The organism is Desulfonema magnum, assembly GCF_017377395.1.
Lineage (GTDB): Bacteria > Desulfobacterota > Desulfobacteria > Desulfobacterales > 4be13 > Desulfonema_C > Desulfonema_C magnum.
Genome location: NZ_CP061800.1, coordinates 1747737 through 1773102, shown reverse-complemented (window position 1 = coordinate 1773102; position 25366 = coordinate 1747737). Strand labels below are relative to the sequence as shown.

Sequence of the window (25366 nt, the reverse complement as noted above, 5' to 3'; positions counted from 1 at the left end):
GCGGGTTACGCCGTAAATCCCTTCCGCCCCCTTTAAAAAAGGGGGAGAACCGTTTCGCATCTGTGGTACAAAAATTTCTGATCGAATTTCATGTGTCACCCGTTCGCTCGGCTTGGATTGACAAATCCAAGCCGCCGGATTTGGCAATCCGGCGGGAGAATAAAGGGGACGAATTTACAAAGTGTTTCTTTGGCAGTGATTTCTAAGCAGATCACTGCAACTTTGGCACTCTGTAGGATTCGATTCAGGCATTTTTCGGAAATTATCTCTTTACAATCTGTGAAATCTATATTAATATCTTAATTTATTTTATGAATATAAAATATACGAGGTCAGAATGAATAATAAACGCTCATGAAAAAGCCGGGTTTTTCGCCCCCGGTCATGAAAATGTTTTCAGATAAAAAACCCGGCTTTTCAGAATGTATTTTCACGGTAAAAAATTATTACCAAAAATAAAATCCGTCATCACCTCGGATTATCCCTCATCTGAAATCATTCTTTACGGCTCCCGATCCAGAGGGCAGGAAGATGCTTTTTCCGACTGGGATATTCTTGTCGTGACAGAGGAAAACCTGACCCAGAACGAAAAAATAGAGATTCACAACAAGATATTCGAAATAGAGCTGGAAACCGGTGAAATCATCAGCGCGGTCATTCACACGAGAGATGAATGGAACCGGCCGCTAATGCAGCTGACACCCTTTTATCAGAATGTCATCAATGAAGGCATTCCGATATGACACATTCTCAGGATGATCTGATAAGATATCGTCCGGACAGAGCAAAAGAGGCTTTGGAAGAAGCCCAGGTCATGGCAAATACGGACCACTGGAAAACCTGTATAAACCGCCTGTATTATGCGTGTTTTTACGCTGTAAGCGCATTGTTGTTAAAAAACGGGTTTTCCTTATCAAAACATACCGGCGTACAAGCTTATTTCAACAGAGAGTTTGTTGTAACCGGGATTATCCCCAAAGAATACGGCAGATTATATAATCTTCTTTTCAAACACAGACAGCAAAGCGATTACGAGGATTTCTTCAGCGTTGACGAAGACATTGTCAAACAATGGATGAGACAATCAGAAGCGTTCGTTGAAATTATCATCAGAACCATCTGACAGTTTAACAAACACGAATTGCCACGCATTATCCATACCTATCAGAACCATCATCTGGACAGTACCCGACGGATGAGGTATGTTCCCCTTCTGGTCATGCCTTCATTCCATTCAATTCTGGTGGAACTTTCGGCACCTCCCGAACATTCTCTTTGTGCATTTCAATGATCTGCTGAAAAAACTGGAAAATGAAATACGGAAAAAATATCTGGCCAGATAAGGATACATGGCGATTTGCCTTTTCGTGCCGGGATCAATCCCTTAACAGAAGACAATGACGATCTCCTGCTTCCCAATGAGATACGGCAAGCTGCCGCAGATGAATTCTGAGAACAAGAAATTACTTTGAAAAACAGGAGGATATATGTAATATTCAATTACCATTCCTGATACGATAGCAACTCAATTAGAAAAAAGGTCAGCAGATGTCTCCCAGCAATTCAGAGAGGCATTGGCCATCTGGAAATATCGTACTCGCGAACTCACAGCCTTTCAGGTCGGAGAACTGCTCGGGCATACTTCCCGGTGGGAGACGGATGCTTTTCTCAAGAAGCATCATTGTTACGGATACACAGAGGAGGATTTCGAGCAGGATGGGAAAACACTTGACAAGTTGTTTGAAGAGGCTCTTGGATGAAAGTTATAGCGGATACATCGGTACTTAATTATCTCACGCTTATTGACGCAATACGCGTGCTGCCGTATCTGTTTGGAAAAATAATCATTCAATCCTTTTCTTATATCTCGATGTTCAAGTTTTCTGACCCGGTTCGGACAAAAAGCCTGTCATTCCTGCGAAAGCAGGAATCCATTTCAGAGCGGTGCCACGCTTCCGGGAGCAGTGGATTCCTGCTTTCGCAGGAATGACAGAAAAAAACTTGAACATCGAGTATATGAAATCCCTGTGGCGGGCGGACGGCTCGCGCTGCCGAACACGTCCGAGATTTTGAACACCTCGGTTTCTAAATCTGATTTTTATTAAAATACACCACTGTTGTTGCGATGTCGTCTTTTATATCCACAGCAAAGTTCTCATAAACAAGAATCTTTTTACCGGAAATGGCAGTAAACATCCGGTCCGGCTGCCCGTACATTGAAACTATATCTGCCTGGCTGTTTTGTTCTTTTACAGCGCTTTCCACCAGTTCCACTTCGCCCTCCAGGACCAGAACCCGGAAGTCCTTTCCCGAATAAAAATCACCGGAAACCTTTTCCAGCTTAAAAGAGTGTTTGGGAATGTTCGCGAGTTGCTTCTCTGATGTCTCATCAAATGCGCCAAGACTCACACGCATATTTTTCCCGAATCCCCGAGCCTGAACTTTGGGAGCCTCTGACACAGCAAGTCCTATCCTCTCCCTTATTCTGTGGGCATAGATACCCGCAGGCTCCAAATTCAGAAATGTTTTCCATAGGTTTTCAGGTTCCGTGTTTTCTCCGAGTTCTGTCAGAATACGCGCCAAATTGTAGTAAGCATCAGGAAAATTCTCATGCTCGCGGACCAGTTTTCTCAAACTGTCAACGGATTCCTCTGCCATTAAATTTTTCAACACCTCCCGCCGATTCTCAGACATCTTCACACCGGAGGAGGCGTTCAGCGCGTCCAGGTATCTGGCGACCGCGAGATTATTCAGACCCGAGGGATCATCTTTTTTAAGCTTTAAGGCCTCCTCCAGAAATCCTATGGCTTTGGAATATTCTCCCTTGATAATAAGGGCGGATGAGAGATTCACACGGGCAGGCACATAAAGGCTGTCTTTTTGGCAGGCATATTCAAAATTTCGTATGGCCTTCCGAATCTCCTGCCTGAACTTCTTTTCCGAATCACGGGTTTTTCTGAATTTTTTTGCTCTTGTCTCCGTATCCAAAAGGGTTGAAAGCTTATATTGATATGCTTTTTCCCGGTCAAATTTGCTCAACGCCTTTATCGCCATCTGATAATGAATCAGCCCGATATTATTAAAAACCTCCCGGCAGGGGAATTTTTTTTGAAACGCCTCCAGAAATCGCAGCGCGTCATGATACATTCCCAGCTGATACAGGCGCACACCGATGTCAAATAAGATCAGATCATTGTTTACAGATTTCATATAGGAAAGCAGAAACGCTGCCCGCTCCTCAGGCTCAGGATGGTCCTTATCCGTGTACGCGACTTTTCCGGTAATCTGATTCACCCATTCCTGAAAAAAATTCTTTCCTTTGGTATCCACAATGGCTTTGGGATCATACCCGGCCATGGACGCATACAAAAGTCCGTACTCATCCGCCTGCAACTCCTTATTTTTTCTGATCTCCCGGGTGTATGCCGTATCTTTGCCCTCCCCGGGGCCGGCAAGGCACCTGAGAATTTCCTGAACTGCCCTTTCATCAGAACCAAATTTCCTCACGGTTTCAAATGCCATCCATTCCCAGAAGTCATCTTTTGCCAGATGCGCCATTTCATGACCGAGGATAAAGGCCAGACGGGCATCTCCGGTTGCCTGGTTTACTCCCTGATAACAAATCTCCAGTGCTTTCTGCGTGAGGATGATGGTTCCGTGTTCCAGACACATGGCCCAGGGATCATCTGCTTCCTTGATAATCATCAGATTTGGGAGACGGCTGGCCCGCTTGTCGGCTGCTGACAGGACCCGTTCAAACACGGTTTTTGCTTTTGAAAGATTTGGATGGGATTTTAATTCGCCATACATCTCAAGCAGCCAGGTGATGTGTTCTTTCTGCTCTGAAAGGGGTGAGGCGGGTGTCGCTGTTTCCGGAGAGGCAAAAGCGAGACCTGACGGGGGATGTTTTTTTTTATCTGCTCCGCTGCTCTCAGGAGCGATCCGGGCCGGAGCTTCCTTACACTGATCGCTTCGGTCGTCTGAGAGAATTTCCCGATGACCGCATCCTGATATTATCATCATAAAAAACCCGAGAAAAAACAGAGTCGTCAATGTCAGTTTTTTCATTGCTCATTCCTTTCTTTCAAATGTGACAAAAGTTGGCATCAGACCTGCGAGGTTTTCAAAACCTCGCAGGTCTTCTTGTACCGAAATAATTTTTTCATAACCCTGCCTATTCCTTTTCACGCTGGGGAATATGGCGGGGACTCAGATATTTGATAAGATGCTCTGTCTGAAAGGCAATTGCCTGACGTTTTTTTTTACCGGGAAAAGTGCCTTCGGGAGTTTTCAAGTCAGATTCGATACGTGCCAGGACTTTTTCTATAATTTTGTCAGCTCTTTTATCCTTGAATGTATCAGGGAGGTTGTAAAAGGCTTTCCGCATCTCACCCAAAATTTTCCGTTGCTTTTCCCAAAACTCATGGGGAATCTCCTCATCTGACAGGGAAACTGCCTGCACAAGAAAGCACCACCGGCCCAGGGAATAATAAACAGCCCAGGGCGTATCTGGCCACTCATCTTCTTCCATATGATCTCCGCTGCCTTGCCAGCCCGGGGAGAAGAACTCAGGCAGGGTCAGTGCTTTTTCTCCTTTTGTCATGGCCTGACTGCCCTGCCACAGGCCGGCTCCGAAAGCCCGGTTTGCAGGCGCATACCGGTCTGAAGAAGCAAAGCCATAATATCTGCCTGGCTCCTGCCATGGAAGAACAGGGCGTTTTCTAAGATCATCCGGGCTGAATCGTATGTTTTCAATGAATGCTGTTTCATACGATTTGCTGATAAGTCTTGGCAAAGATGGAAAAATATGAAAAACAATAATTCCGCTGACTGTTGCCACACAAAGCCCGGATACAAGGAGTTTTCTGAATCTGAAAACCCAATTTTTCAATCGGTCTGAGAGACACGGGGTATCGAGCCAGCTCAGGAACGCATTCTCTGAGGCTTCTTCAATCAGCCTTATCCGAAGCAATTCCCGGGCGCACTCCCCGCAAAATAAAATATGATTTCTTACGGCCTTGGCCGCATTATGGTCAAGGACATCTAAAACATAATCATAAAGCATGTCTTCTGTGGGATGAGGACCCGCCTCAGCTTCTTTTTTCAATGACTTATAGTTATCTGACTGCGCTTCCTGCTCTAAAAACTCTAGAAAATCGTCATCTGTTTCCAACCAGTCTTTTAAATCTGTCCTGTTTTCTTTCATGTCGGCGCTCCTTGTGTTGTGGTAACCTCTTTAATAAGTACCTAACCATAAGTTTTCAATATCTGTCCGGGAAAGAAACCCGGGTTTTTTTTCCGGAATGATTCGCCTCCTCTGACGAAAAAAGCCGGGTTTCTCGGCCGATCACAGAAAAAAATGTATAAAAAATTTTTGCTCAGGTACTTATATATAATGTCAGATTCGAGCTTCAGAAGACATTTTTTTTTGAAATTTTCTGATTTCAGAAATATCTCGTTGAATTGTCTTCGCGGCCACGCTGTTTTGTTTTGCAAGGGTCTTCTGAGCTTTTTTCATTGGAACGCCCTCAGAAAGCAAATGCAAAAGACTTATAAAAACTTCATATTGCCGTTGATATTTTGCCCGCTGCTTGGTCTCTGGCGATGCCGTGTCAATTCTCATGCACAGCGCATGTTTTATCATTAACAGCGGATCATTTTTCTTTTCCAGGATTGTTTCAGGGGTTTCATCATTATATTGAAACTTATCTGATAGGTGGGCATTGTTTTTCTGATCATCATGGCCATATCCGTTTATTGATATGAATATACCGAGCTTCTGACTATATTTTTCACAGGTGCCATCTGTTTTTTTTCTTTGTTTTCCGTTTTTTGGACATATATATGGTTCTGATTCGGGAAAATATTTGCAGGTTCCGCATTGGTTCACCCTCGGCAGCCACCCTTTTTTAATCAGATAGCCCTTGATCTCCCTGTAAACTGTCTTGTGCATGTAGTTACGCCAGGCAATTATGGTAAATTCTTCTTTCAGATGATATGTTTTCAGACGAGTGACAATGTCTTTAATGTCAATATCTATGACTTCGCTGATATGAAGGGAGGGATATTTCAGCCTGAATGTATTTGTAATTTTTGTTACAGTGTCGTACATCATTGTAAAGGGTTCGCCCCGGCATTTTTCCCAGAATTCATTCATGCGATGTTTTCTGAGCAACCGACATTGAGTAGTGGATCGTTCATAATTGTTACAGGAACATCCGGCAAAGCGTTTGTTTATTCCCCCGCAAAGCCGCCGAATCAGATTGTTTTGCTTTTTTTGTGACATGGCGATATCCGATTTGATATTCAGGCAGTTAATGAGAAAGGTTTCCAAGTGCGAGTTTTTTTTATCGGAAATCTTTGTTATTTTTTACCGTGAAAATACATTCTGAAAACCCGGGTTTTTTATCTGAAAATATTTTCATAACTGGGAGCGAAAAACCCGGGTTTTTCATGAGCGTTAACAAAGAAACCCGGGTTTTTTTCCCGGAAAAAGTTTCTCCCCGGCCGGAAAAAGCCGGGTTTCTCCCCCTGCCCGGGGAATAACAAAGAAACCCGGGTTTTTTTCCCGGAAAAAGTTTCTCCCCGGCCGGAAAAAGCCGGGTTTCTCCCCCTGCCCGGGGAATAACAAAGAAACCCGGGGTTTTTTCCCGAAAAAAATTTCTCCCCGGCCGAAAAAAGCCGGGTTTCTCCCCCTGCCCGGGGAATAACAAAGAAACCCGGGGTTTTTTCCCGGAAAAAGTTTCTCCCCGGCCGGAAAAAGCCGGGTTTCTCCCCCTGCCCGTCGTGTCCGCCCCGCGACAGCCTGAAAATTTTTCGATCTGCTTATTCTGTAATATTAACAGTATTTTATTTAGCGGACTATTCATTAGCGGTTCAGTCCTTGTTAAGAAACCCTGTCGTTTTGTTCTTAACAAGTATGCACCGGATTTACAAGACAATTTATATGAAAGTGTTGGGTGTTGGGTGTTAGGTGTTAGGTATTGGGTGTTGGGGTTGGGTGTTGGGTGTTAAGTGTTAGGTGTTAGGTGTTAGGTGTTAGGTGTTAGGTGTTAGGAAAAACGATAACGCTTCCTGATTATAACGGATTTAGGGGAGGCCGGGAAAGCCCCATATGCATCAGGCTAAGATCGTAACTCATTGTTTTTATTAACCTGTGATCTGCCGGACGGGGTTTGCAACCCCGTCCGAAACGTTTGCGGGCGGCGATCCGGAAAATATTCCGGACGGGGTTGCAAACCCCGTCCGGCAAAAATATGAGAAACATATATTATTTCAGATGGTTAACAGCACAGCAGAAGATGTGAGTGTTAAGGAAAATCTCGGATACGAGGCGGTGACGGGAATTATCAGCCGTCGGATTAATGCCGAAGTAAAGTGGGACGAAATAAGGAGAATCGATATCATAGGAACTGATGAGATTTCTCTGAAAAAGGGTCATAAGGACTTTGTGACGATTGTGACATCGCTCACAGAAGGAGAAACAGTAATATTGGCAGTTCTCCGAGACCGTAAAAAGGAAACCGTGAGGAAATTTCTGAAAACGATTCCGAAAAGGCTGAGGAAGACGATCAGGGGAGTATGCTCGGACATGTACGAGGGTTTTATCAATGCGGCGAAGGAGGTTTTCGGAAAAAGAATGAGAATCATAGCAGACCGTTTTCATGTCGCGAAGTTGTACCGAAAAGACTTTGAGGGACTTCGCAAAAAGGAGATGAGGCGTCTGAAAAAGGAATTGTCGGAAAAAGAATACGGGAAATTAAAAGGAGCAATGTGGGCATTGCGGAAAAAAAAGGAGAAACTGAGCGATGAGGAAAAGGAAGTTCTGAAACGTCTGTTCGGACATTCTCCCGTCTTGGAACTCGCTTACGATTTCTGTAAGGAACTCACGGATATTTTCGAAGAGGATATTTCAAAGAGCGAAGCGAAGCGAAAAATCAGGATATGGAAAATACGGGTCGGAGCGAGCGGGCTTGACTGTTTTGATAACTTTCTTAAAACATTAAAAAAACGTAATAATGAGATAATAAATTATTTTACTGACCGACAGACAGGCGGCTTCGCGGAAGGACTGAATAATAAAATAAAAGTGATAAAACGGCGGTGTTACGGTATTACGAATATTGAAAATCTCTTCCGAAGAATATTTCTCGATCTGAAAGGATATTCTTTGTTTGCCTAATAATAATGAGAACAATGAAAATGAATTGTCAAAGAGCTGCTAAATACGGTAACTGACTATTTTATATTATAAAAAGCTTTAACACGAATTACCAGAGAGCCTATATTTTCAGCCAGAATTATCAGCGAAGCCCCCTGAATCGGCTTACCGGAAAACTTTTGTCCGGGTACTTAACTATTCAGTTTTAATAATAACAGGCAGACATTATGTAATCTTTAAAAATCTGATGCGATTGCCCTGGGGAGGGCACTTTTTTTCATTGACAACATCTTAGATTCGCTATAAACATTAATCGTTAATCCGGCATTAAGGAGGAAATTCTTATGAACAAAAAATGATTGGAATGTGCCTCTCTTTTCAGCATCGATCCCAATTATTCTCCCGAAACCGTAAATACCGACGGATGGAAAGCCACCGTAAACGGATAGGAAAACCTTTTTCCGTCTGTCACGCTGATTCTGTGCTTCCTTTATATGTTCATCAGCATCCGGAACTGGACAAAAAAGAAATTCGGAGAAATTTATCAAGAGGTCGTCACAGGGCTGTGGGAGTGCTACGGGGCCGTGAGTAGAACGTATTTTTCACAGAGAGTGAGATGTTTCACCGAATGGGCGGAGAAAATCTCTCTCCTTTCCGTCATCGCTGACAAAATCGTCAGAATACGAAAGAATATTAATGCTTTTTCAATAAGATAGGCTTTCCCGGGTGCGGAATGTCTATTAGGGAGAATCGAATGCTCTTACATAGTAACCCTGTTGTCATTGTGGGAGGCGGTGCAGCGGGGGTAAGTTGTGCCCTGTCAGCGGCTGCACAAGGCATGAATGTCATGTTGCTGGAGAAAACTACAGAAGTTGGCGGCACGGTGACCCGGTCACTGATTCATACCTTGGGCGGTTTGTTTGATGACCAGGGTAATTTTCTCAATACCGGTTTACCGGTAGAACTCACAAAACGGCTAAGTCGTGCCTGTCCGCACACACGCAAACGACGTATCGGCAAAACTTGGGTTTTAGATGTTAATCCGGTAGTTTACACAAATGTAATTACAGACTGGATCAAAGCGACGCCTAATATTGATGTCAGTTACCGGGTAAATATCATCAATGTTTCTGTTCATGCGGAACAGATTGAACAAGTCAGTGTCACCTGTAACGGCAAATCCCGCACGTTACGACCCTGTGCGCTGGTTGATACGACAGGCAATGCCAGTATTGTCCGGCATATTGATACAGAATTAGTTGCCAACGGCATGGCTTTGGGAGGCTTCATCGTGCAACTTCGGGGCATTGCCTCCGATGCACTCCGGTTTCCCAAAGGTGTTGCCCTGTTAAGAGAAATCCGCAAGGCAGTGAATGATCATAAATTACCACCAGAGTGTTCGACCCTGTGGCTGGACACAGGAGTTTATCCCGATGAGGTTTATGTGAAATTCAACGTAATGCCAGAAGATTATGACACAGCCCATATGAGGTGTGTCGCCAAACGGCTGCTGAACTTCCTTCATGCATTACCAGGTTTTGGCAGAGCATTTATAAATAGGCACGGCCAGATAGGTACCCGTGATGCCGGGCGAATCAAAGGGGAGTATTGTCTGACGGAAACAGATATTAAGATGGGCAGACGGTTTGCTGATGTTGCCTGTCGAGCCTGTTGGCCAATCGAACACTGGCATCCCCAAAAGGGAATAACCTTGGAATACCTGCCGGAAGGCCATTATTATGACATTCCGTTGAGTAGTATGCAGGTATCAGGGTTCACAAACCTGTGGGCAGCCGGAAAATGCCTTTCCGCAACGCCACGTGCCCAAGCCTCAGCCCGCGTTGTCGGCGCTTGCTGGGCAATGGGTGAAGCTATTGGCAAAAACATTTTGGGGTATTAAATTAGATGAAACTGAATCTGGCAGAATGCTTTTTTCAAAAAGCGGAACAACAAGCTGATCATCCGCTCATATTGGGTCCGGGTGCAGAGGACCGGACAAGTTATTCCGAATTTCGTGAAGAGATTCGATTGCTGGCAAAACGACTCAGAGATGCGGGGGTTGGCAGGGGTAGCAATATTGGGTTGCATTATCGGGGCGGACGTGATTATATTGCCTTTGTATATGCCATTTGGAACTGCGGTGCATGTGTCACACCGTTGCCGCTTGAGTTGACGGTCCCGGAAAAACGACAAATATTCCAACATATCCATATGGATGGTGTCATATCCGGTGCAAATATTCTGGATCAGATCAGAGCGTCTGTCCGACCGGCCATCTTATCCCTCACGCGTCAAGCTGTCTTTGCCAAGGTTGATACAGTCTGCGAAGCACCTTCCCACTTGGCTGACATCAACCCTGCGTTTATCCGCTTTACGTCTGGCACAACTGGTGATGCAAAGGGCGTGGTTTTATCTCATAGGTCCATTTATGAACGTATCCATGCGGCCAATCAAGTCTTACAGATCAGTGAAAATGATCGTATCCTGTGGTTGCTGTCCATGGACTACCATTTTGCGGTCTCCATAGTAGCCTATCTGATGTTCGGTGCCGGCATCATTCTGCCAAAAAACAGTTTCGGCGTAACGTTGCTCACAGCGGCTTCGGACCACAGGGCTACGTTTATATATGGTTCTCCGATCCATTATAGCCTGATGACTCAGGATGACACCGGCGCACTTTTACCACCTGAATTGCGCCTTGCAATCGTAACTACTACAGCCCTGCGTTCAGAAATCGCCGATGCTTTCTATAAACGATTTGGGCGTATCCTCAATGAAACCTACGGCATCATCGAACTTGGCCTGCCTGCAATTAATGTGAGCCATTTGAAAGAAAAACAGGGTTCTGTCGGCAGGATGGTGCCTGGCTATGAGCTGCGGCTTGACTGTCTACAGGGCCAAGAGCAGGGAGAAATCACCATCAGGGGAAAAGGGGTGTTGGATGCGTATTATTTCCCTTGGCAATCCCGTGATGCCATCCTCCGGCAAAATGACGGTTGGTTCAGAACGGGAGACATCGGCAGACTGGATGCGGATGGATTTCTTTATATTGTCGGCCGTATCAAAGAAATGATCAGTATCGGCGGTCTGAAATTTTTTCCGGAAGAGGTGGAATCCGTGTTGGAGAACCATCCTGCTATCCATGCAGCCTGTGTGTTCGCTGTTCAGGAAAGGCAATGGGGAATGTCAGCTATGGCATATCTGGTGCTGGCCGAAGGGAGAGCTACGCCAGATGATAACGAGTTAATCGCTTACTGTAAGAAATATCTGACCCGTCACAAAATACCCGGGCGGTTCCAATGGGTTGACCATTTGACCTACACTGCAAGCGGAAAAAAGAACCGCAACCCGGAAAAATGATGCCATTCTTGAACGAAGCTGGTACAAGCGAACAGGGGGGACGAATTTACAAGTTGCTGCATTATGCATGAACGCATAACTGTTTCAAAAATCACAATTATCTCAGATAATAACTGCCCATCGCGTAGCTCTGCCGCTTGATTGTCTTTGAATTGTCCGACAAGCAAAATATTAGTCTATGGAATCTGGAAAATTACATCACCTTTAAAATGAGAGTAATCATGGAAATACAGGAAACTTTGTGGAACTATATTATCAACGAAACGCTTGGTGGTCGCTTACCAGAAGGTTTTGATGGTGACTATGACCTGATTGACTCAGGTACGCTTGACTCATTCAAAATGATGAATTTGATCATCTACTTTGAACAACACTATCAGGTTGAATTTGGTATTAACGACATCGTGCCCAAACATTTCAAATCGGTCAATGCATTGGTGGCATTTCTGAGGAATAAGTTGGGATGAGGTGCCATCAAGTTGGCTGACATTTATGATACATTTTTTTTGGCTGACATTTATGATACATTTTTTCATCTTCAGCGAGATCGGACTTCCTGGCTTTCCCGATACTTTGCAGCACTTGACGGGATTTCAAATCATCATTAGTTATAGATGTTCAGAAAAATAATTTCAGTAAATCAGAATTTGAGTTCCTTCCGTTTCAAATAGTTACAAAGGGTATTTTGTGAAATTTAATTTCTGAAAATCTATAGAATATCACCGAGGATACCTCCCGATTTTTAAACAAAATATGGGCTGATTTTCCTAAAAAATCCCATTGAACTTCCGCAGTTTGTGAGAAATACATTTATGGAATTTTTCAGATTTATGGCAGAAAAGTCCCTGCAGCAAGCCGCGTTTATCCTGATTATGTCGGTCATCCAAGGTGTGATGGCGGGGTTATTTCCGGGGCTGATCATATACGCGGCCGCGGACATCGTCGCGGGACAGGGCTATATGATCTGGGTATTTCTGCTGATCGGAAGCATCGCTATCCAGATTCTCACATATCAGATCGCTGAATCCCGGACCGCTGTTCTGACGGAACAGGCTCTTGAAGAACTGATCCTTGGAATTGTCGACACCCTTCGCCGGGATGAGCTTCCTGAGTTCGAGCGCCGGAACCATGCCGAGATTCATCTGAGCCTGGGAGAGGCCCGAGCCATAGCCGAAGCCGCACTTCAGAGTGTCAGGAGTTTTCAAAGCCTGGTCACTTTATTCATCCTCTGGCTGTATATATTCAGTCTCTCCATGTCCGCGGGGATACTTTTCCTTATGCTCTGCGGGCTGATTCTGCTAATTAACGAAGCCTCCCGGGAAATAGGCAGGGATCTGTTTCTGAAAATTGCCGGAGCCGAAAAACGCCTATTCGATGTGTTCGGTCATTTTCTGAACGGATTCAGAGAAATTCGGATCAACTATTTGAAAAATGAGGATATATTTGTCAATTATCTTGTACCGTTTATCCGAAAAATAAAGCAACTGCGGTACAGGACCGTCTATGTCCAGACTGATTTTATGGTATGTATGAACACTGCTTTTTCTTTTCTTGTCGGCACTGTTGCGTTTTTTCTCTCCTCATCTGGCGGATCCGAAGTAATTGTGCAACTGCTGATCTGTACATTATACACGGTCAAACCGTCCTGGACAATCGTTGTTGCTGTTCCTGGAATCACCAGAGGACAGGCATCCCTGGATCGTCTGAGGCAATTTGCTCCTGCTGATCGCCATATTCGGCAGTCTGACAGTTACGTCTGTGATCCTCGGGAGGACAGCTCCCGATCCTTTGAAACCCTCACTCTGGAAAATATTGTTTTTATCTATTACGAAGCTGACGGAGCAGCAGGCTTTTCAGCCGGTCCCTTTTCACTGACTGTCAGAGCGGGGGAAATCGTTTTCCTTGCAGGTGGTAACGGCAGCGGCAAGTCCACCTTTGTAAAAATACTCACAGGACTTTATCCTCCCGCATCCGGGAGGGCGGTGATTAACGGAAACGAAGCATCTCTGTCCGATCACAGATATCTCTTTTCAGCGGTCTTCAGTGATTTTCACCTGTTTGACGCGCTTTACGGGATTGAGGAACCTGATGAACGGCAGATCCGGGAACTTCTCGCTATGATGGGGCTCACGCGCAAGACCAGGTATGCGGACGGCCGGTTCACCACAACGGACTTGTCCGCGGGGCAACGGCGACGTCTGGCTTTGATGGTTGCCTTACAGGAGGACAGAGCTGTTTATGTGTTTGACGAATGGGCCGCGGACCAGGACCCGGATTTCCGGCGATGGTTCTATGAGGAACTGTTACCCTCTCTGAAGAAACAGGGAAAAACCGTGATTGCCGTGACCCATGACGACGGATATTACCACCTGGCTGACCGCCTGCTCATCATAAAGGACGGGAAAATATCAGAGGACCAGCATTCTGGAAAAGAACCGAAAAGGAAGGGCTCTGATCCCGTGTCCTGTGTCTGCGGATCAAGGTATGAAGAAGAACGCGTAAGGCACGACCCGGCCGATGCTGATAATACGTCAGAATCACATGATCTGGATACACGCCCGTTCCATAGCTTACAGATCAGGTCCGTCGCTGTAAAACTGGGATGTCTGGCTCTGGCTGACGGGGCCGTATCTGCTCTCATAATAGACATCCTGTTCAGAGCGATCAGTCTGCCTTCTGGATATTCCGATATCAGGCTGATTTTCCTTTTCGCTCTCGTGATGCTGGCCGACTTTTACATAACCCGCTACTTTAACCTGACGGTAGCGGAGACAATCGAAGCATTCAGCGAAGGCTTCAGAATCGGAATTATTGACCGGATTCGTAAGATCGGGCTGATCTCTTTCGAGGCTGCGGGCGCAGGCCCGGTATTCACATCTCTGACCACGGATATCAATTCCATGAGCGACGCGTCTTTCAGACTGGCCGTGGTCATAAGAACTTCGGTCAAAACCGCGATCCTGACCGCGTATTTCGCGTTCCTGTCCTTTCCCGCGTTTATGACTGAAATGTTCGTCATCGGGGGGATAGCGATAGTCTATGTATGGAATCAGTACCGCATCCGGGATATCACGGAACAGCTCCGGGAGAGGGAGATCGCTTTTTATAATGCGGTATCTCATCTGATCCTCGGGTTCAAGGAACTCCGCCTGAATGCCCGAAAGAACGACGCGTTCTTTCGTCAGTCCCTGACAAGTCTTTGTTCCGACCTGCGGTCACTGAGGCTGAAATCGGCCCGATACATGATGACTAATACCGTGCTTGTTTATGTGGCGTGGACCGTGCTCATGGGAATGCTTCCTCTCCTGTTCCCGTTTGTCAGCATTTCGCCCGGTGACTTGTTTCAATGCATCGGGATTCTCTGCTTTCTTCCTATCAATGTATTCGTGTTGGCCCTTCCTACGGTTCTCATAGCCCTCACATCATTTTGGCGGTTGCAGAGGACGGAGCGTATCCTGGAGACGGCCGAACAGGACATAGTTTCCCAAGCTCCCGCGGCCGAACGGGAAACCTTCCGGGAACTCTGCTGTCAGGATATTGTCTTTCGATATCAGGACAGGCAGGGCGATCATCAGTTTTTCGTGGGACCGCTGAATCTAAGCTTCCGGGCAGGAGAGATTATTTTTCTTACCGGCGGCAACGGCAGCGGAAAATCCACGCTGGTGAAGCTGGTCACAGGACTCTATTCCCCCTCCGCCGGGCAGCTGCTGCTGAACGGACAGGTCACGGACATCCGCAGGCATCGGTATCTTTTCTCTGTCATATTCAGCGATTTTCACCTGTTCGACCGGCTGTACGGCATTCCGGCTCCTGATGAAAAAAAGGTGAACGGACTGATCCGTCGCATGGGAATAGCGGAGAAAGTGAGATTTGAACACGGAAAATTCACCACCACCGATCTCTCAGCCGGTCAGAGGAAACGGCTGGCTCTGGTCGCAGCCATCATGGAAGACCGCCCCGTTTATCTGTTTGACGAATGGGCAGCCGAGCAGGACCCGCAGTTCAGAGCATATTTCTATGAAACTTTGCTGCCGGAATTCAGGGATCAGGGAAAGGCCGTGATCGCGGTCACACACCATGACCAGTATTTTCATATAGCGGACCGCGTTGTGAGGATGGATTATGGACAAGCTGCCGAGGTAACGCTTCGATAAATTTGGCTGTATCCGAGTTTCCGAAAAGAAATTACTTGACTTCTGCAATATTTTTAAGTTCCAATAAAGAAAGGTTTATCTCCTTAATGAATTCTTCCGCTCTCTGTTCTGAAGTTAAAACATTTAATACAATTTTTTCTTTAGATATCGTATAATTAATAGAATAACCATGCGCTGTTACAAAAGGAGAACACGAAATATATCTTGGGCCCAAACTGGTAGTACATACAATCGGCTGACAAAAAATGTTTTTATAGGCATTATCTTGGAACATATCAATAGCTAAACCTTGATAAAGTGCCAAAGTACGGAGGGCAAAAAGGTGGAAACGGATATAATTTCCTTGCTTACAATTAAGAATATTCTGATAGTGGGCATTCACAGCACGCTTTAGATATGAGTAGCGTATTTCATTTGAGTCTGCCTCTGAGATGGTTTTTATAAATTTTACGGACTCATCAGTAACAGTTAAAAATGTTTCAAAACGTCCGTATTGAAAATTCCTAGTGCCAACAACCTCGGAAATAGAACCAATATGACCATGCAAGCGGATATAAGCCAGTTGAATGGCTAACTGAAAAAAAGCATCAGAGTCCAGACCATGAGATTCAACCCAATCACTCCCAAATTCTTTGAATTCTAATACCATAAGTTCGTGTCTGGCATTTAAAGACTCTAGTGCTATTGATGCCCGATCAATTTCTTTAAGAACTTTTTGGTTTAACTCCCATTGCAACTTCTTCGGAGGGTCGCATGTAGTCACAACTTGTTTATAGCCTTGAATTTTTCTGTTAACTTCACGAAAGAATTTCACTTTCAGATAACCGTCAAATCCTGTGTGCTCCATGTTAAAACTCCAACAATTATTTGGAGTAAAAATTAGCTGTATCGGTTTGTCAAACCAACGATTCTGAAATCCATAAAAGCCATTTTTCAACTCTTCCTCTAAGCTGTAAGGAAATGTTTCATCCAAACAAATAACAAACAAAGCCTTATCTATTAATTCTAATGACCGTTTATTCTTTTTGGAAACAGAAGCCATATAAAAACGGATGATTGCCCAATCCGTTCGGTTCATACCCGTTAGTACACCCACAGGAGGGCCAAAAGGTACATCTTTAATAATCCATTTTATTTTTTGTTCAATTTCTCTGACTACCGATATTTTACCCTCCTTTATTAAAGGTAATGTGTAAAAAACATTTCGATAAATGACTATAGCATGTACTGAATTATTGTGAACTTGGAAAATATCACGTTTTATGCATGGAATCCTTGTACTTCCAAACATTTTATCGTATTGAAACATACACATTCCATACAGATGACCTTTGTCTTTTCCAATTTCGATATCCGGAGAAAGTTCGCGATTTTTGATGTTCATGTAAAATATAAGTGTGTTATGAACTATATTAGCAACAAAATGTGGAAAAGTCAGATTCGAGTATTCAGAAATTGGTTCTGCCAGTGTCACAGGATTTCTATTAACCGGAAGAGGCGATCTGTTTTCCAGATAATTATCTTCCATAAACGCATGTAAATAACTGGTGTTAGTCGAAAGGTCTATCATTTTCAATTGGTTCTGGAGTTGTTTTCCGACCCCCTGATGAAAATCCATTACCGCCTTACGAGTAATAATGAACTCAGATTCAGTTAGTAATGGTCTTACCATATTAAGATAACCTTCGCATGTTTTTTTAAGTGACGGCAAAGGAAGCTTCGGAAGAGTTTCTTGAAATCTGAACATATTATGTTGAATAGACATTTCTTATAATGTTTTGCCTTTAAATCAATTGTGATATTATCACGAACGAACAGAAGGATTTCACAGCCGCTTTTCGGAACTGTTCCCTCTCGAAATCTCGTCGGGATATCTTATCCAAAAGGCGTTATAATTAGTAATTTTCAACCCCCCTCTTAGGAGTTCTCAAAAATTCACAATTCGTGCCAGTGAAGTCGGATCTAAACTAAGACTACCCACCATCACACCATTGATTTCCGGTTGTGCCATAATTCCCTTTATATTGCTATGTGTTACAGAACCGCCATAGATTATGGGTATGTCCTTTTTACCTAATTGCTTACGGATCCAAGCAATTATTCGATTCGCTTCGGAAGGTTTGCAACTCTCTCCTGTTCCAATTGCCCAGATTGATTCATAACCAATTATCAAGTTGTTTAAATCCACATCTGACAACGCATTGCTTAACTGGGTGTCAATAATTTTTTCCGTTTCATCCGCATTGCGTTGTTCTTGGGTTTCTCCCACACAGAGAATGGGGGTTATAGCATGACGTTGAGCCGCTTTTAGGCGGAGGTTTGTCATTTTATCATATGGATTTTGTTCGCAGCGGAGGCGTTCATAATGATTAACAATTACGTATTTTACATCCAACTCTCCTAACATCAAACCCGAAATTGAGCCGGTATAAGAGCCATAATCATCCCAATGAATATTTTGGGCGCCCAGCCGTACTTTGGTGCCATACAGATGTTTGGAAATAACCCCCAACGAAGTAAACGGAGGGAACAAAATAACTTCACGATCATGGTCTTTTTTAATCTCATTTAAAAAAAAATTTAAAAACTCCAAGGATTCTGTTTGAGTTTTATGCATTTTCCAGTTAGCAACTATCAGTTTTTTTCCATTTTTCACTTTAGACGACTACTCCTTACTCAGTATTACTCGTATTACGCCGATGTATGGCTCTCCGTCAATTACAATTCAGAATCGCATATCGCAGTTTTTCTGAAACAGTCGGAGATACAGCAAGAAATATAGGAATAGGCTTCAAATTCGGTTGGTAGCAGATGTATTGCGCCACCCCGGATAGACATTTGATGCCAGCTTCAGTTGCGATATGTGAAATCGGACCTACATCATAAATCATCGTATTGGCAGCATGAAAAGCTAATGCTTTGCCCTTTAATACACGCAGAACGCTATAGGTAGCACAATAATAGAAGGCGGGCTGGTAGCCAATCATCTTCTTTTGAGCATTTTGATAAGTTTTAGAACAAAAAACTATTTCTTTTTCCGAGGGATTTGGTCTGGGGATAACCATTTTATTTCCATTACAACAGACTCCTTCTCCCTTAGCAGCATAATAACTTTCTTTGTAAGCGGGAAAAATCACTAATGCCTCAACAAATTGGTTATTCTGCATCAACCCGACAGAAATACTATACTCTTTTTTTCCTTTCAAAAAATTTGTGGTTCCATCTATAGGATCAATTATCCATGTAAAATCTGATGGCTTGCATAGATGCAGTTGTTCACCTTCTTCGTATAGAATACGATGGTCAGGATATTTTCTTTCAATAATTGCTATTAGTTCCTTTTGTATGACCAAATCAACAGAACTAACTGACGAACCATCAGATTTTGTCCAAAATAAAGGAGTCCTCTCCGGTATGTTATTTATTACCAGTTCCTCCATCCGTTTTTGTAAACTTTTAAGATAATAATGCATCTGAAACTTCTAACGACCCCCGCAGTAAGCTGCTGAAAATTAAATCATATTCTCCCCGCCATCAACAATAAATTTTTGTCCGTTAATATAAGCACCTTCTTCGGAAATAATAAAGGCTACCAACGATGCGATATCTTTCGGATCTCCAAGTCGTTTCAAAGGGATATCCCTTTTTGATATCTCATATTCTTCTCTGGTGTCTAATTTGAACCGTTCACGGGTTTCTTCTGTTCGAGTAAAGCCCGGGATAACAGAATTAACACGAATATCAGGAGCCAGTTCTTTAGCCAGACAGCGGGTCATAACTAACAAGCCGGCTTTAGAGGAACAGTAGTTCACGCCATTTTTTCTGCCTGTAATCGCAGTAGTTGATCCGATATTGATGATATTTCCGTGCAACTTTTTTGCTTTAATTAAAACAGATACTTCCCGAGAAACCAAAAAAGCTCCTTTAAGATTGGTATCAACCACACGATCCCAATCATCTTCAGTCATTTCTAAAAAAGGCTTATCAATATTGATTCCGGCATTGTTTACCAGAACATCAATCCTGCCGAAAACAGTATTAATATGTTCCACCATTTTGGATACTTCAACTGAATTACTTACATCAGCACGGACTGAGATGGCTGTTCCGGACATACTTTTAATTTCTGTTACCGTATTTTCAGCACTTTTATGGTCCTGGCAATAATTAACAGCAACACTGTAACCCAGAGATGCCAGTTTCAAGCAAATACCACGTCCGATGCCTCTCCCGCCGCCTGTTATCAAAGCTGTTTTATTTTCAGTCATTATGACTCCTTTGAACAGATTTTTACTAGTCAGTTTATTACAGAGCTTTAAGTCAATCCGGAGTGTACGAACTTAGGGAACTCCAAATAAATAATATACCGCATTCAGATGCAGGTGGGTTTCGCTGCGCTCCACCCACCCTACATTTTCGGGTATGTTAATTTTTGGGAAACCCCTTTGTACTTCGGGACAATATCTTTGTCAAAGCTATAGAGAGTCAAGTTTTTGTTTCAAAACTAACGGATCATCTCTTTCAGGATTAACCCAAGCATCAGGTTCATATAGTTCGGTTGATTTATCTTTGCCTTTTCCGCAAGAAAGCATCATAATCGTCTGGTTTGGCTGAAAATGACCTTTTTCTGCGAGGCTGACCAAACCGGCAAATCCGATAAGATTAGATAACTCTAAATCGGTCCTAAGTCCCAGTTTTCTATTCTTAAAAGCATCTAAAAGGGGTTGTGATTTTTCTTTTACATAATCGGGATCAACATGAGTAATCAGACCGTCAGACTCTTGAAGGCAATTGTAAAGATCAGGATAATTATTTACAGGATTAGTAGAATTTAAAGTTGGTTCAAACAGGTCATCAGTAAAGGTTTTTGGCAAATCGTTTTGGGTAAGGATAGTTCTTCCGCTATTGTAAGCACGGGACATAACGCTCATTTCACTAGCTTGGATGCAGATGATACGGGGGATATCTTCCTGACGTTCCAAACCGAATTTAACTAAATTTTTATGCCCGCGCAGAAAACCAATAGGCCCCATGCCGCTGGCGATAGTCTGCAAAAAAAAGTCGCATTTTGGTAATTTACGGAACTGTTCATAGGCTACAGTTGCGTATGCTTCAGTGCGGTCGTGCAGAGGAGCTAAAGACGTCAATCCGTTGACTTTGGCAAACTGTTTTGCATAAGGGCTGATTTTCGGATAATGATCGTCAACATAAATAATATAGTTATTCCTATTTTTTCTGATGTGCCTGGTGTTTTTATAATGACAGGTACCAGGCATAAAAAAATAAGTTGTCAGGCCCAGTTGAGCCGCATAATTGGTATAAGCCCGACCTGTATTTCCGGTGGAATAAAATACCAAATTGTTCAACCCCAATTCTTGGCACCTGCTAATTATAAGAGAGGCTTCCCTGTCCTTGAACGTACCTGTCGGATTTTTTTCGCTATCCATAAGAAGATAAAGCTTTGCACCGTTAATAACAGAGCTTAATTCTTCAAATTCTATTAATTCACTGGCTCCTTCTCCCAAAGAAACGATGTTGTTTCTGTCCTGCAGAGGCAGCAGATCAAAGTCCTGCCAAATGCTGTTATATTCTTCATATATCTTTCCATTGTATATCCCGTCAAAAATATGCTCTAATCTGCTCCCGCTTTCTTTGCCTGCTGCAACCATTTCATCCAATCCATATTCTTCCTTATAACCAGGATTCGTTCCTTTTTGAAAAGCTCTGATAGTGTTCCCTGTTGCAGATATTTTTTCAAACATAACAGCTAACCTCCAAGAAATTAAAAGTTTTTAAATAATTAAAAAAATTACAAATTAAAAAATTACAAATTAGCTGACTTTTATTCTTAAAGCCAAAAAGGGGCCTTATGGACAACAAACACATTCCACAGATTCCGAGTAGGGTATAATTCTATCCGCTGCGCTCCCATCTCAAGAAATAAGTCAGTGCATGCCCCCATTTTGAAGGTATTCAGATAATCCCTATGATCTTTGCAAGGATCCAGGAAGTCAACAATCATACCTTTTGTCGAAAGCTCCCATGCTTTCTTTATTAAAACTTCCGGCATTGGTATGCTCGCGGTTATCGCAATCAGAAATACCCAGTCATATTTATCAGTTATATCTGTGAGATTCGCACACTCAAAACTCAGATCCGGATAAGACTGACGGGCTTCCTCCACAGATTGGGATACAAGATCAATTCCCTTGTAAACACAGGGCGGCATAAACGGAACAATCGCTCCGATGCCGCAACCTACGTCAAGTACGGAATCATCGGGTCTTATGATCTGATGTAGAATTTTGGAGGAGTGGGCAAGTCTTGCGGAATGTGCCGATAGAAAAGCCCTTTGGAACTCGGCCCATAAGTTTCCATACGTTTGCTGTATGCAGATTTAACCTCATCCCATGTATGAATCATCTTGCCGTCCATAATGACTTGTTTATTTTCTCTTATATCCATAACGCAAATCCTATTTTATCAAATAATTAAGTAGGGTGAAGCCTCTGCTACCTTCGGAACGGATTGCAATTTCCATAACCGGCCCGAATCCATCCTATTCCGCTGTTCATCTGTCAGATCGGCGGAATAAGGTTTCCGGTTCATCTGAAAATCTCCTTTCACTGCTTCGGAATTAAAATCGGTCCCCTTTTTAACACAAAATTTTTCAGTTGTACATCACAATAATTTACTTGTATTACTTTTCAAACACCTTCTACTCAGACTGTTTTGTCAGCTATCAATAACTGTTCGATATTTATACAATTTATCATAAAAAGGAATACATTGTTCAAAGATTTGCATCAATTCATAGGACAAATCAACCTCTCTCTCTTCATAGGGCATAAATCCGGTTGAACTGGCAATCGTTGTGTACCAGGCAGTAGGAGGTAAATCGCCGGTCCATAACCAGGGAAATGGAGAAATACTGTCTTTGTTTGTCTCTAACCCTGCGTTCCAAGTCATCATTTTTTTAGAAAAAGCAACACCCAGTTTATCACATATTAAACGCAAATAACCTTCAGGATTTTTTATCAGATCTGTAGAATCAACAACTAAAGGAGTTGACCGTGTTATATGTTCAACTTTTTTAAAAAAATCATAAAGTGCTTTCATACCGATTTCCTCACCAGATAAAATTTGGCATGCTTTAATATAGGACGAAATGATTTCCTTGGGATTTCTGATTAAAAATAAATTAGTCATAGATTTCAGCCAATTGTTATCATAATCGAGTAGAACATGTTTTGCCATTTGCTTCTGAAATGAAAAAGTTTTACCTTCGGGTAAATCACCTGTCATTTTTTGAAGCACTTTCTGATAATCTGTTTCTCTTTTAGCAATTACTAATTCACGGTTAGGGTGATTGACATTGTTTTTTAATAAATAATGTGCATAAAGAGGCTCATCATAAACAATACATTCTTCTAACTGACTGAATGAAAGTGCAAGTAATGTAGAGCGAGTTCTTGGGCAAGTCCACAATGCTATATGTTGATTTTTTGTCATTAGTAAATCCGTGAAGTCAGCATTCCTGTTGCATTCATTTTTTTAGCGATCCTTTTTCCTTAATTACAAAGTCAAATATTGAGTACCTGCCCCTATTGTTCTTGAGCGCGCTTCCAGACAGATTTTGAAACCTCCCAGTGTTGTTTTCTACCCTCTGGGAATACCAGTAATATCTATACTCCATCGATTAAGTCGGCCAGTCTGACAACCTGCCACATCAGTGACATTAAGTAACCATCTGCCCTGAGAAGCAGTGTTACGAAGTGACTGGAGATTTTGGAAATCTTTTGTACTCCAAGTTTTAATGAGCCGGTCGCCGAATCCATATTGACGGTCTTGAATTCCATAAACGGATCCAGACGGCGTAATCAATCTTAACTGCAAATCAGATATCCGTGGGTGTGTGATATCTACTGTTATATTAATATCATGGATAATCCAATCAGTGTCAATTTGGATAGAACTCAATATGCCTGATAAATTATTATCAGGTATGTAAAGCGGCTGATTCATTTCCACGATCAGGGAATCTATAACATCAATTTCCAAACTCCAACTCAGGAGTGTACCAGCATTACCAAAAACAAAGTCATGGATAGATAGTCCCCAATTACCGAAAATATCCAATCCTTTTAATGACCCTAAAAGAAGAACTTCCTTAATTGTGTAAGTCTTTTTTAGATTGGTCTGGAAGGCTCCAGTTCGGTTATGGAGGATAATTGGGCGATTAGGATATGGAGGAACAAGCTGTACAGCCAGATCGCTAATACAAGGGTGTTCAATATCAACACTGACTCGGAGTTCGTTCATTTTTATCCTGTCCGGTATACATATAGTGCTAATAATCCCATAATTATTATAATCAGGAATTACTATTGACTGTAGATTAGCATATTTCTTGTCAAATTTAGGTTCACGGCTCCTGTTAAGTGCCTCATGTACAGCATTACGAGCGTCAACTCTACCATGTCCGAACCAGCGGCTCCAGGTTCCATCCGCAGACCCAATATCTCTGAATTCGCCTCCTTGAAAGGGTGGTTTGCTTACCGGAGAAACATCCCAACTTGTATCCGGATCTTGGGGAATGGGAGGCGTTCTTTGATACCCCTGGAAATTTAAGTCTTTATTTGCAGTGCGTTTAAGAATGGAAATAACCTCCGACGCACGAAGATCTGGGTTAGCTGAGATAACAAGAGCAGCAATTCCTGCCGTTAATGGCGTGGCGCTTGAGGTGCCACCAAAACAGTCCTGTTCCGAAAACATATTCGTTCCAGTAGTTGTAGTTATACCCAGACCAGGCACCCTCATACGATTATAAGTGTGCAAATTGTTACTGGGAGCGCAAATATCAATACCGTCTCCGTAATTGGAGTAATGGCTCCGCTGTGCATTGCTAGCTACGGCAGCAACCAACATTACACCATGATTATCAGCAAATGCCCTCCTGAATACACGAGCTTTATTTACTATCCATCTTCCATATTTATCAGAGTCTGCGGAAATTGGGACATTAATAGAGGTGACTTCATTAACAGGCATATTTTCGTTACCTGCTGCCCAAAGGAAGACGATGCCTTTTCCACGCCGTCCTCCGGATTGAGATAGAAAGCCTATTTTTTCATTGACCATTAGTGAGTAGGATCTCTGAGCGGTGCGGGATCCCCAGGAGTTTGATAGGATATCTACCTTGTCTGCAATATAGTTTAAGGCTGTAAGTAATTTGTCATCACTGATAGCCAATCCCCCCATCGAGACATTTTCCCATTTAATGGGTAGCAATCGACACCCAGGGGCAGCACCGACTGTAAGCATAGCATCAGCTTCGGCCGCAGACACACCAGCGCAGGCTGTACCATGATTATGACCTCTTTCATACATATTATTTGGATTAGCAGCATACATTTGATTTGTATACAGTATGTTTTTGCTAAAGTACCCCCATCCGGCAAACTTACCTGATGAATTAAAATCAGAGTGATTCATTAGGCAACCGTCATCTGTTATCCCTATTACAACATCACGACTTCCATAACTCTGTAGTAGTTGCCAGGCATCTTCACAACGTGAAGATGATCTTGGATCAAACTCTTGATGATAGAAATGTGTGTGGAGGTGCCATTGCCTATTGTATGAGGGGTCAGCAGGCATATGCATCAGGCTAAGATTACAACCTACTGTT

General features: G+C 43.1%; 22 protein-coding genes. 10 read left to right on the top strand and 12 right to left on the bottom strand.

Going from position 1 to position 25366, the window contains the following annotated elements:
* Nucleotides 1-422 precede the first annotated feature (422 nt).
* From dnm_RS07170 to dnm_RS07150, 5 genes are all read left to right on the top strand, one after another.
* A complete protein-coding gene (locus dnm_RS07170) occupies nt 423-743 on the top strand; it encodes a nucleotidyltransferase domain-containing protein (RefSeq protein WP_207681995.1) in 321 nt (106 codons plus the stop codon).
* Nucleotides 740-1123, top strand: coding sequence for a HEPN domain-containing protein (locus dnm_RS07165; protein WP_207681994.1), 384 nt, complete (start codon nt 740-742; stop codon nt 1121-1123). The genes dnm_RS07170 and dnm_RS07165 overlap by 4 nt, the downstream gene beginning before the upstream one ends.
* Nucleotides 1124-1202: 79 nt before the next feature.
* Nucleotides 1203-1343: a sulfotransferase domain-containing protein gene (locus dnm_RS31565; RefSeq protein WP_207681993.1), complete on the top strand. Its 141-nt coding sequence runs from the start codon at nt 1203-1205 to the stop codon at nt 1341-1343.
* Between the two features lie 156 nt (nt 1344-1499).
* The gene (locus dnm_RS07155) at nt 1500-1760 is read left to right on the top strand and encodes a UPF0175 family protein (protein ID WP_207683619.1); all 261 of its coding nucleotides are present in this window, start codon (nt 1500-1502) and stop codon (nt 1758-1760) included.
* Nucleotides 1757-1990, top strand: a complete 234-nt coding sequence (locus tag dnm_RS07150) for a hypothetical protein (RefSeq protein ID WP_207681992.1) — start codon at nt 1757-1759, stop codon at nt 1988-1990. Before dnm_RS07155 ends, dnm_RS07150 begins: the two co-directional genes overlap by 4 nt.
* Before the next feature lie 95 nt (nt 1991-2085).
* On the opposite strand, the gene dnm_RS07145 is transcribed toward dnm_RS07150, so the two are convergent.
* From dnm_RS07145 to dnm_RS07135, 3 genes are all read right to left on the bottom strand, one after another.
* Nucleotides 2086-4068, bottom strand: a complete 1983-nt coding sequence (locus dnm_RS07145) for a M48 family metalloprotease (protein ID WP_207681991.1) — start codon at nt 4066-4068, stop codon at nt 2086-2088.
* A 106-nt stretch (nt 4069-4174) separates the two neighbouring features.
* Nucleotides 4175-5206, bottom strand: a complete 1032-nt coding sequence (locus dnm_RS07140) for a cupin domain-containing protein (protein ID WP_207681990.1) — start codon at nt 5204-5206, stop codon at nt 4175-4177.
* Nucleotides 5207-5398: 192 nt separating this feature from the next.
* Nucleotides 5399-6286 carry a hypothetical protein gene (locus dnm_RS07135; RefSeq protein WP_207681989.1) on the bottom strand — a complete coding sequence of 296 codons (888 nt, stop codon included), beginning with the start codon at nt 6284-6286 and terminating at the stop codon, nt 5399-5401.
* Between the two features lie 993 nt (nt 6287-7279).
* On the opposite strand from dnm_RS07135, the gene dnm_RS07130 reads away from it, so the two are divergent.
* The 5 genes from dnm_RS07130 to dnm_RS07110 all read left to right on the top strand — a co-directional run bounded on the left by dnm_RS07130 (nt 7280) and on the right by dnm_RS07110 (nt 15675).
* Nucleotides 7280-8182 carry an ISL3 family transposase gene (locus dnm_RS07130; RefSeq protein ID WP_276571859.1) on the top strand — a complete coding sequence of 301 codons (903 nt, stop codon included), beginning with the start codon at nt 7280-7282 and terminating at the stop codon, nt 8180-8182.
* A gap of 733 nt (nt 8183-8915) precedes the next feature.
* Entirely contained in the window at nt 8916-10061 is a 1146-nt protein-coding gene (locus dnm_RS07125) for an FAD-dependent oxidoreductase (RefSeq protein ID WP_207681987.1), read from the top strand.
* 5 nt (nt 10062-10066) lie between these two features.
* On the top strand, nt 10067-11521 hold the full coding sequence (locus dnm_RS07120; protein WP_207681986.1) for a class I adenylate-forming enzyme family protein: 1455 nt from the start codon (nt 10067-10069) through the stop codon (nt 11519-11521).
* A 221-nt stretch (nt 11522-11742) separates the two neighbouring features.
* Nucleotides 11743-11988 (top strand): acyl carrier protein, encoded by a 246-nt coding sequence (locus dnm_RS07115; RefSeq protein ID WP_207681985.1) that lies wholly within the window; start codon nt 11743-11745, stop codon nt 11986-11988.
* Between the two features lie 345 nt (nt 11989-12333).
* Nucleotides 12334-15675, top strand: coding sequence for a cyclic peptide export ABC transporter (locus dnm_RS07110; RefSeq protein WP_207681984.1), 3342 nt, complete (start codon nt 12334-12336; stop codon nt 15673-15675).
* Between the two features lie 31 nt (nt 15676-15706).
* On the opposite strand, the gene dnm_RS07105 is transcribed toward dnm_RS07110, so the two are convergent.
* From dnm_RS07105 to dnm_RS07070, 9 genes are all read right to left on the bottom strand, one after another.
* Nucleotides 15707-17422 carry a choline/carnitine O-acyltransferase gene (locus dnm_RS07105; RefSeq protein ID WP_276571894.1) on the bottom strand — a complete coding sequence of 572 codons (1716 nt, stop codon included), beginning with the start codon at nt 17420-17422 and terminating at the stop codon, nt 15707-15709.
* Between the two features lie 180 nt (nt 17423-17602).
* Nucleotides 17603-18331 (bottom strand): triose-phosphate isomerase, encoded by a 729-nt coding sequence (gene tpiA, locus dnm_RS07100; protein ID WP_207681982.1) that lies wholly within the window; start codon nt 18329-18331, stop codon nt 17603-17605.
* Between the two features lie 58 nt (nt 18332-18389).
* The gene (locus dnm_RS07095; protein WP_207681981.1) at nt 18390-19148 is read right to left on the bottom strand and encodes an inositol monophosphatase family protein; all 759 of its coding nucleotides are present in this window, start codon (nt 19146-19148) and stop codon (nt 18390-18392) included.
* A gap of 39 nt (nt 19149-19187) precedes the next feature.
* Nucleotides 19188-19943 carry a 3-oxoacyl-ACP reductase family protein gene (locus tag dnm_RS07090; protein ID WP_207681980.1) on the bottom strand — a complete coding sequence of 252 codons (756 nt, stop codon included), beginning with the start codon at nt 19941-19943 and terminating at the stop codon, nt 19188-19190.
* Nucleotides 19944-20150: 207 nt separating this feature from the next.
* Nucleotides 20151-21437 carry a pyridoxal-phosphate dependent enzyme gene (locus dnm_RS07085; protein ID WP_207681979.1) on the bottom strand — a complete coding sequence of 429 codons (1287 nt, stop codon included), beginning with the start codon at nt 21435-21437 and terminating at the stop codon, nt 20151-20153.
* A gap of 86 nt (nt 21438-21523) precedes the next feature.
* Nucleotides 21524-21964 carry a class I SAM-dependent methyltransferase gene (locus tag dnm_RS07080; protein WP_337833610.1) on the bottom strand — a complete coding sequence of 147 codons (441 nt, stop codon included), beginning with the start codon at nt 21962-21964 and terminating at the stop codon, nt 21524-21526.
* Nucleotides 21961-22140: a hypothetical protein gene (locus tag dnm_RS30795; RefSeq protein ID WP_246556236.1), complete on the bottom strand. Its 180-nt coding sequence runs from the start codon at nt 22138-22140 to the stop codon at nt 21961-21963. Before dnm_RS30795 ends, dnm_RS07080 begins: the two co-directional genes overlap by 4 nt.
* Before the next feature lie 270 nt (nt 22141-22410).
* Nucleotides 22411-23187 (bottom strand): sulfotransferase-like domain-containing protein, encoded by a 777-nt coding sequence (locus dnm_RS07075; RefSeq protein ID WP_207681978.1) that lies wholly within the window; start codon nt 23185-23187, stop codon nt 22411-22413.
* A 147-nt stretch (nt 23188-23334) separates the two neighbouring features.
* The gene (locus dnm_RS07070) at nt 23335-25335 is read right to left on the bottom strand and encodes a S8 family serine peptidase (RefSeq protein ID WP_276571858.1); all 2001 of its coding nucleotides are present in this window, start codon (nt 25333-25335) and stop codon (nt 23335-23337) included.
* Nucleotides 25336-25366: the final 31 nt, after the last annotated feature.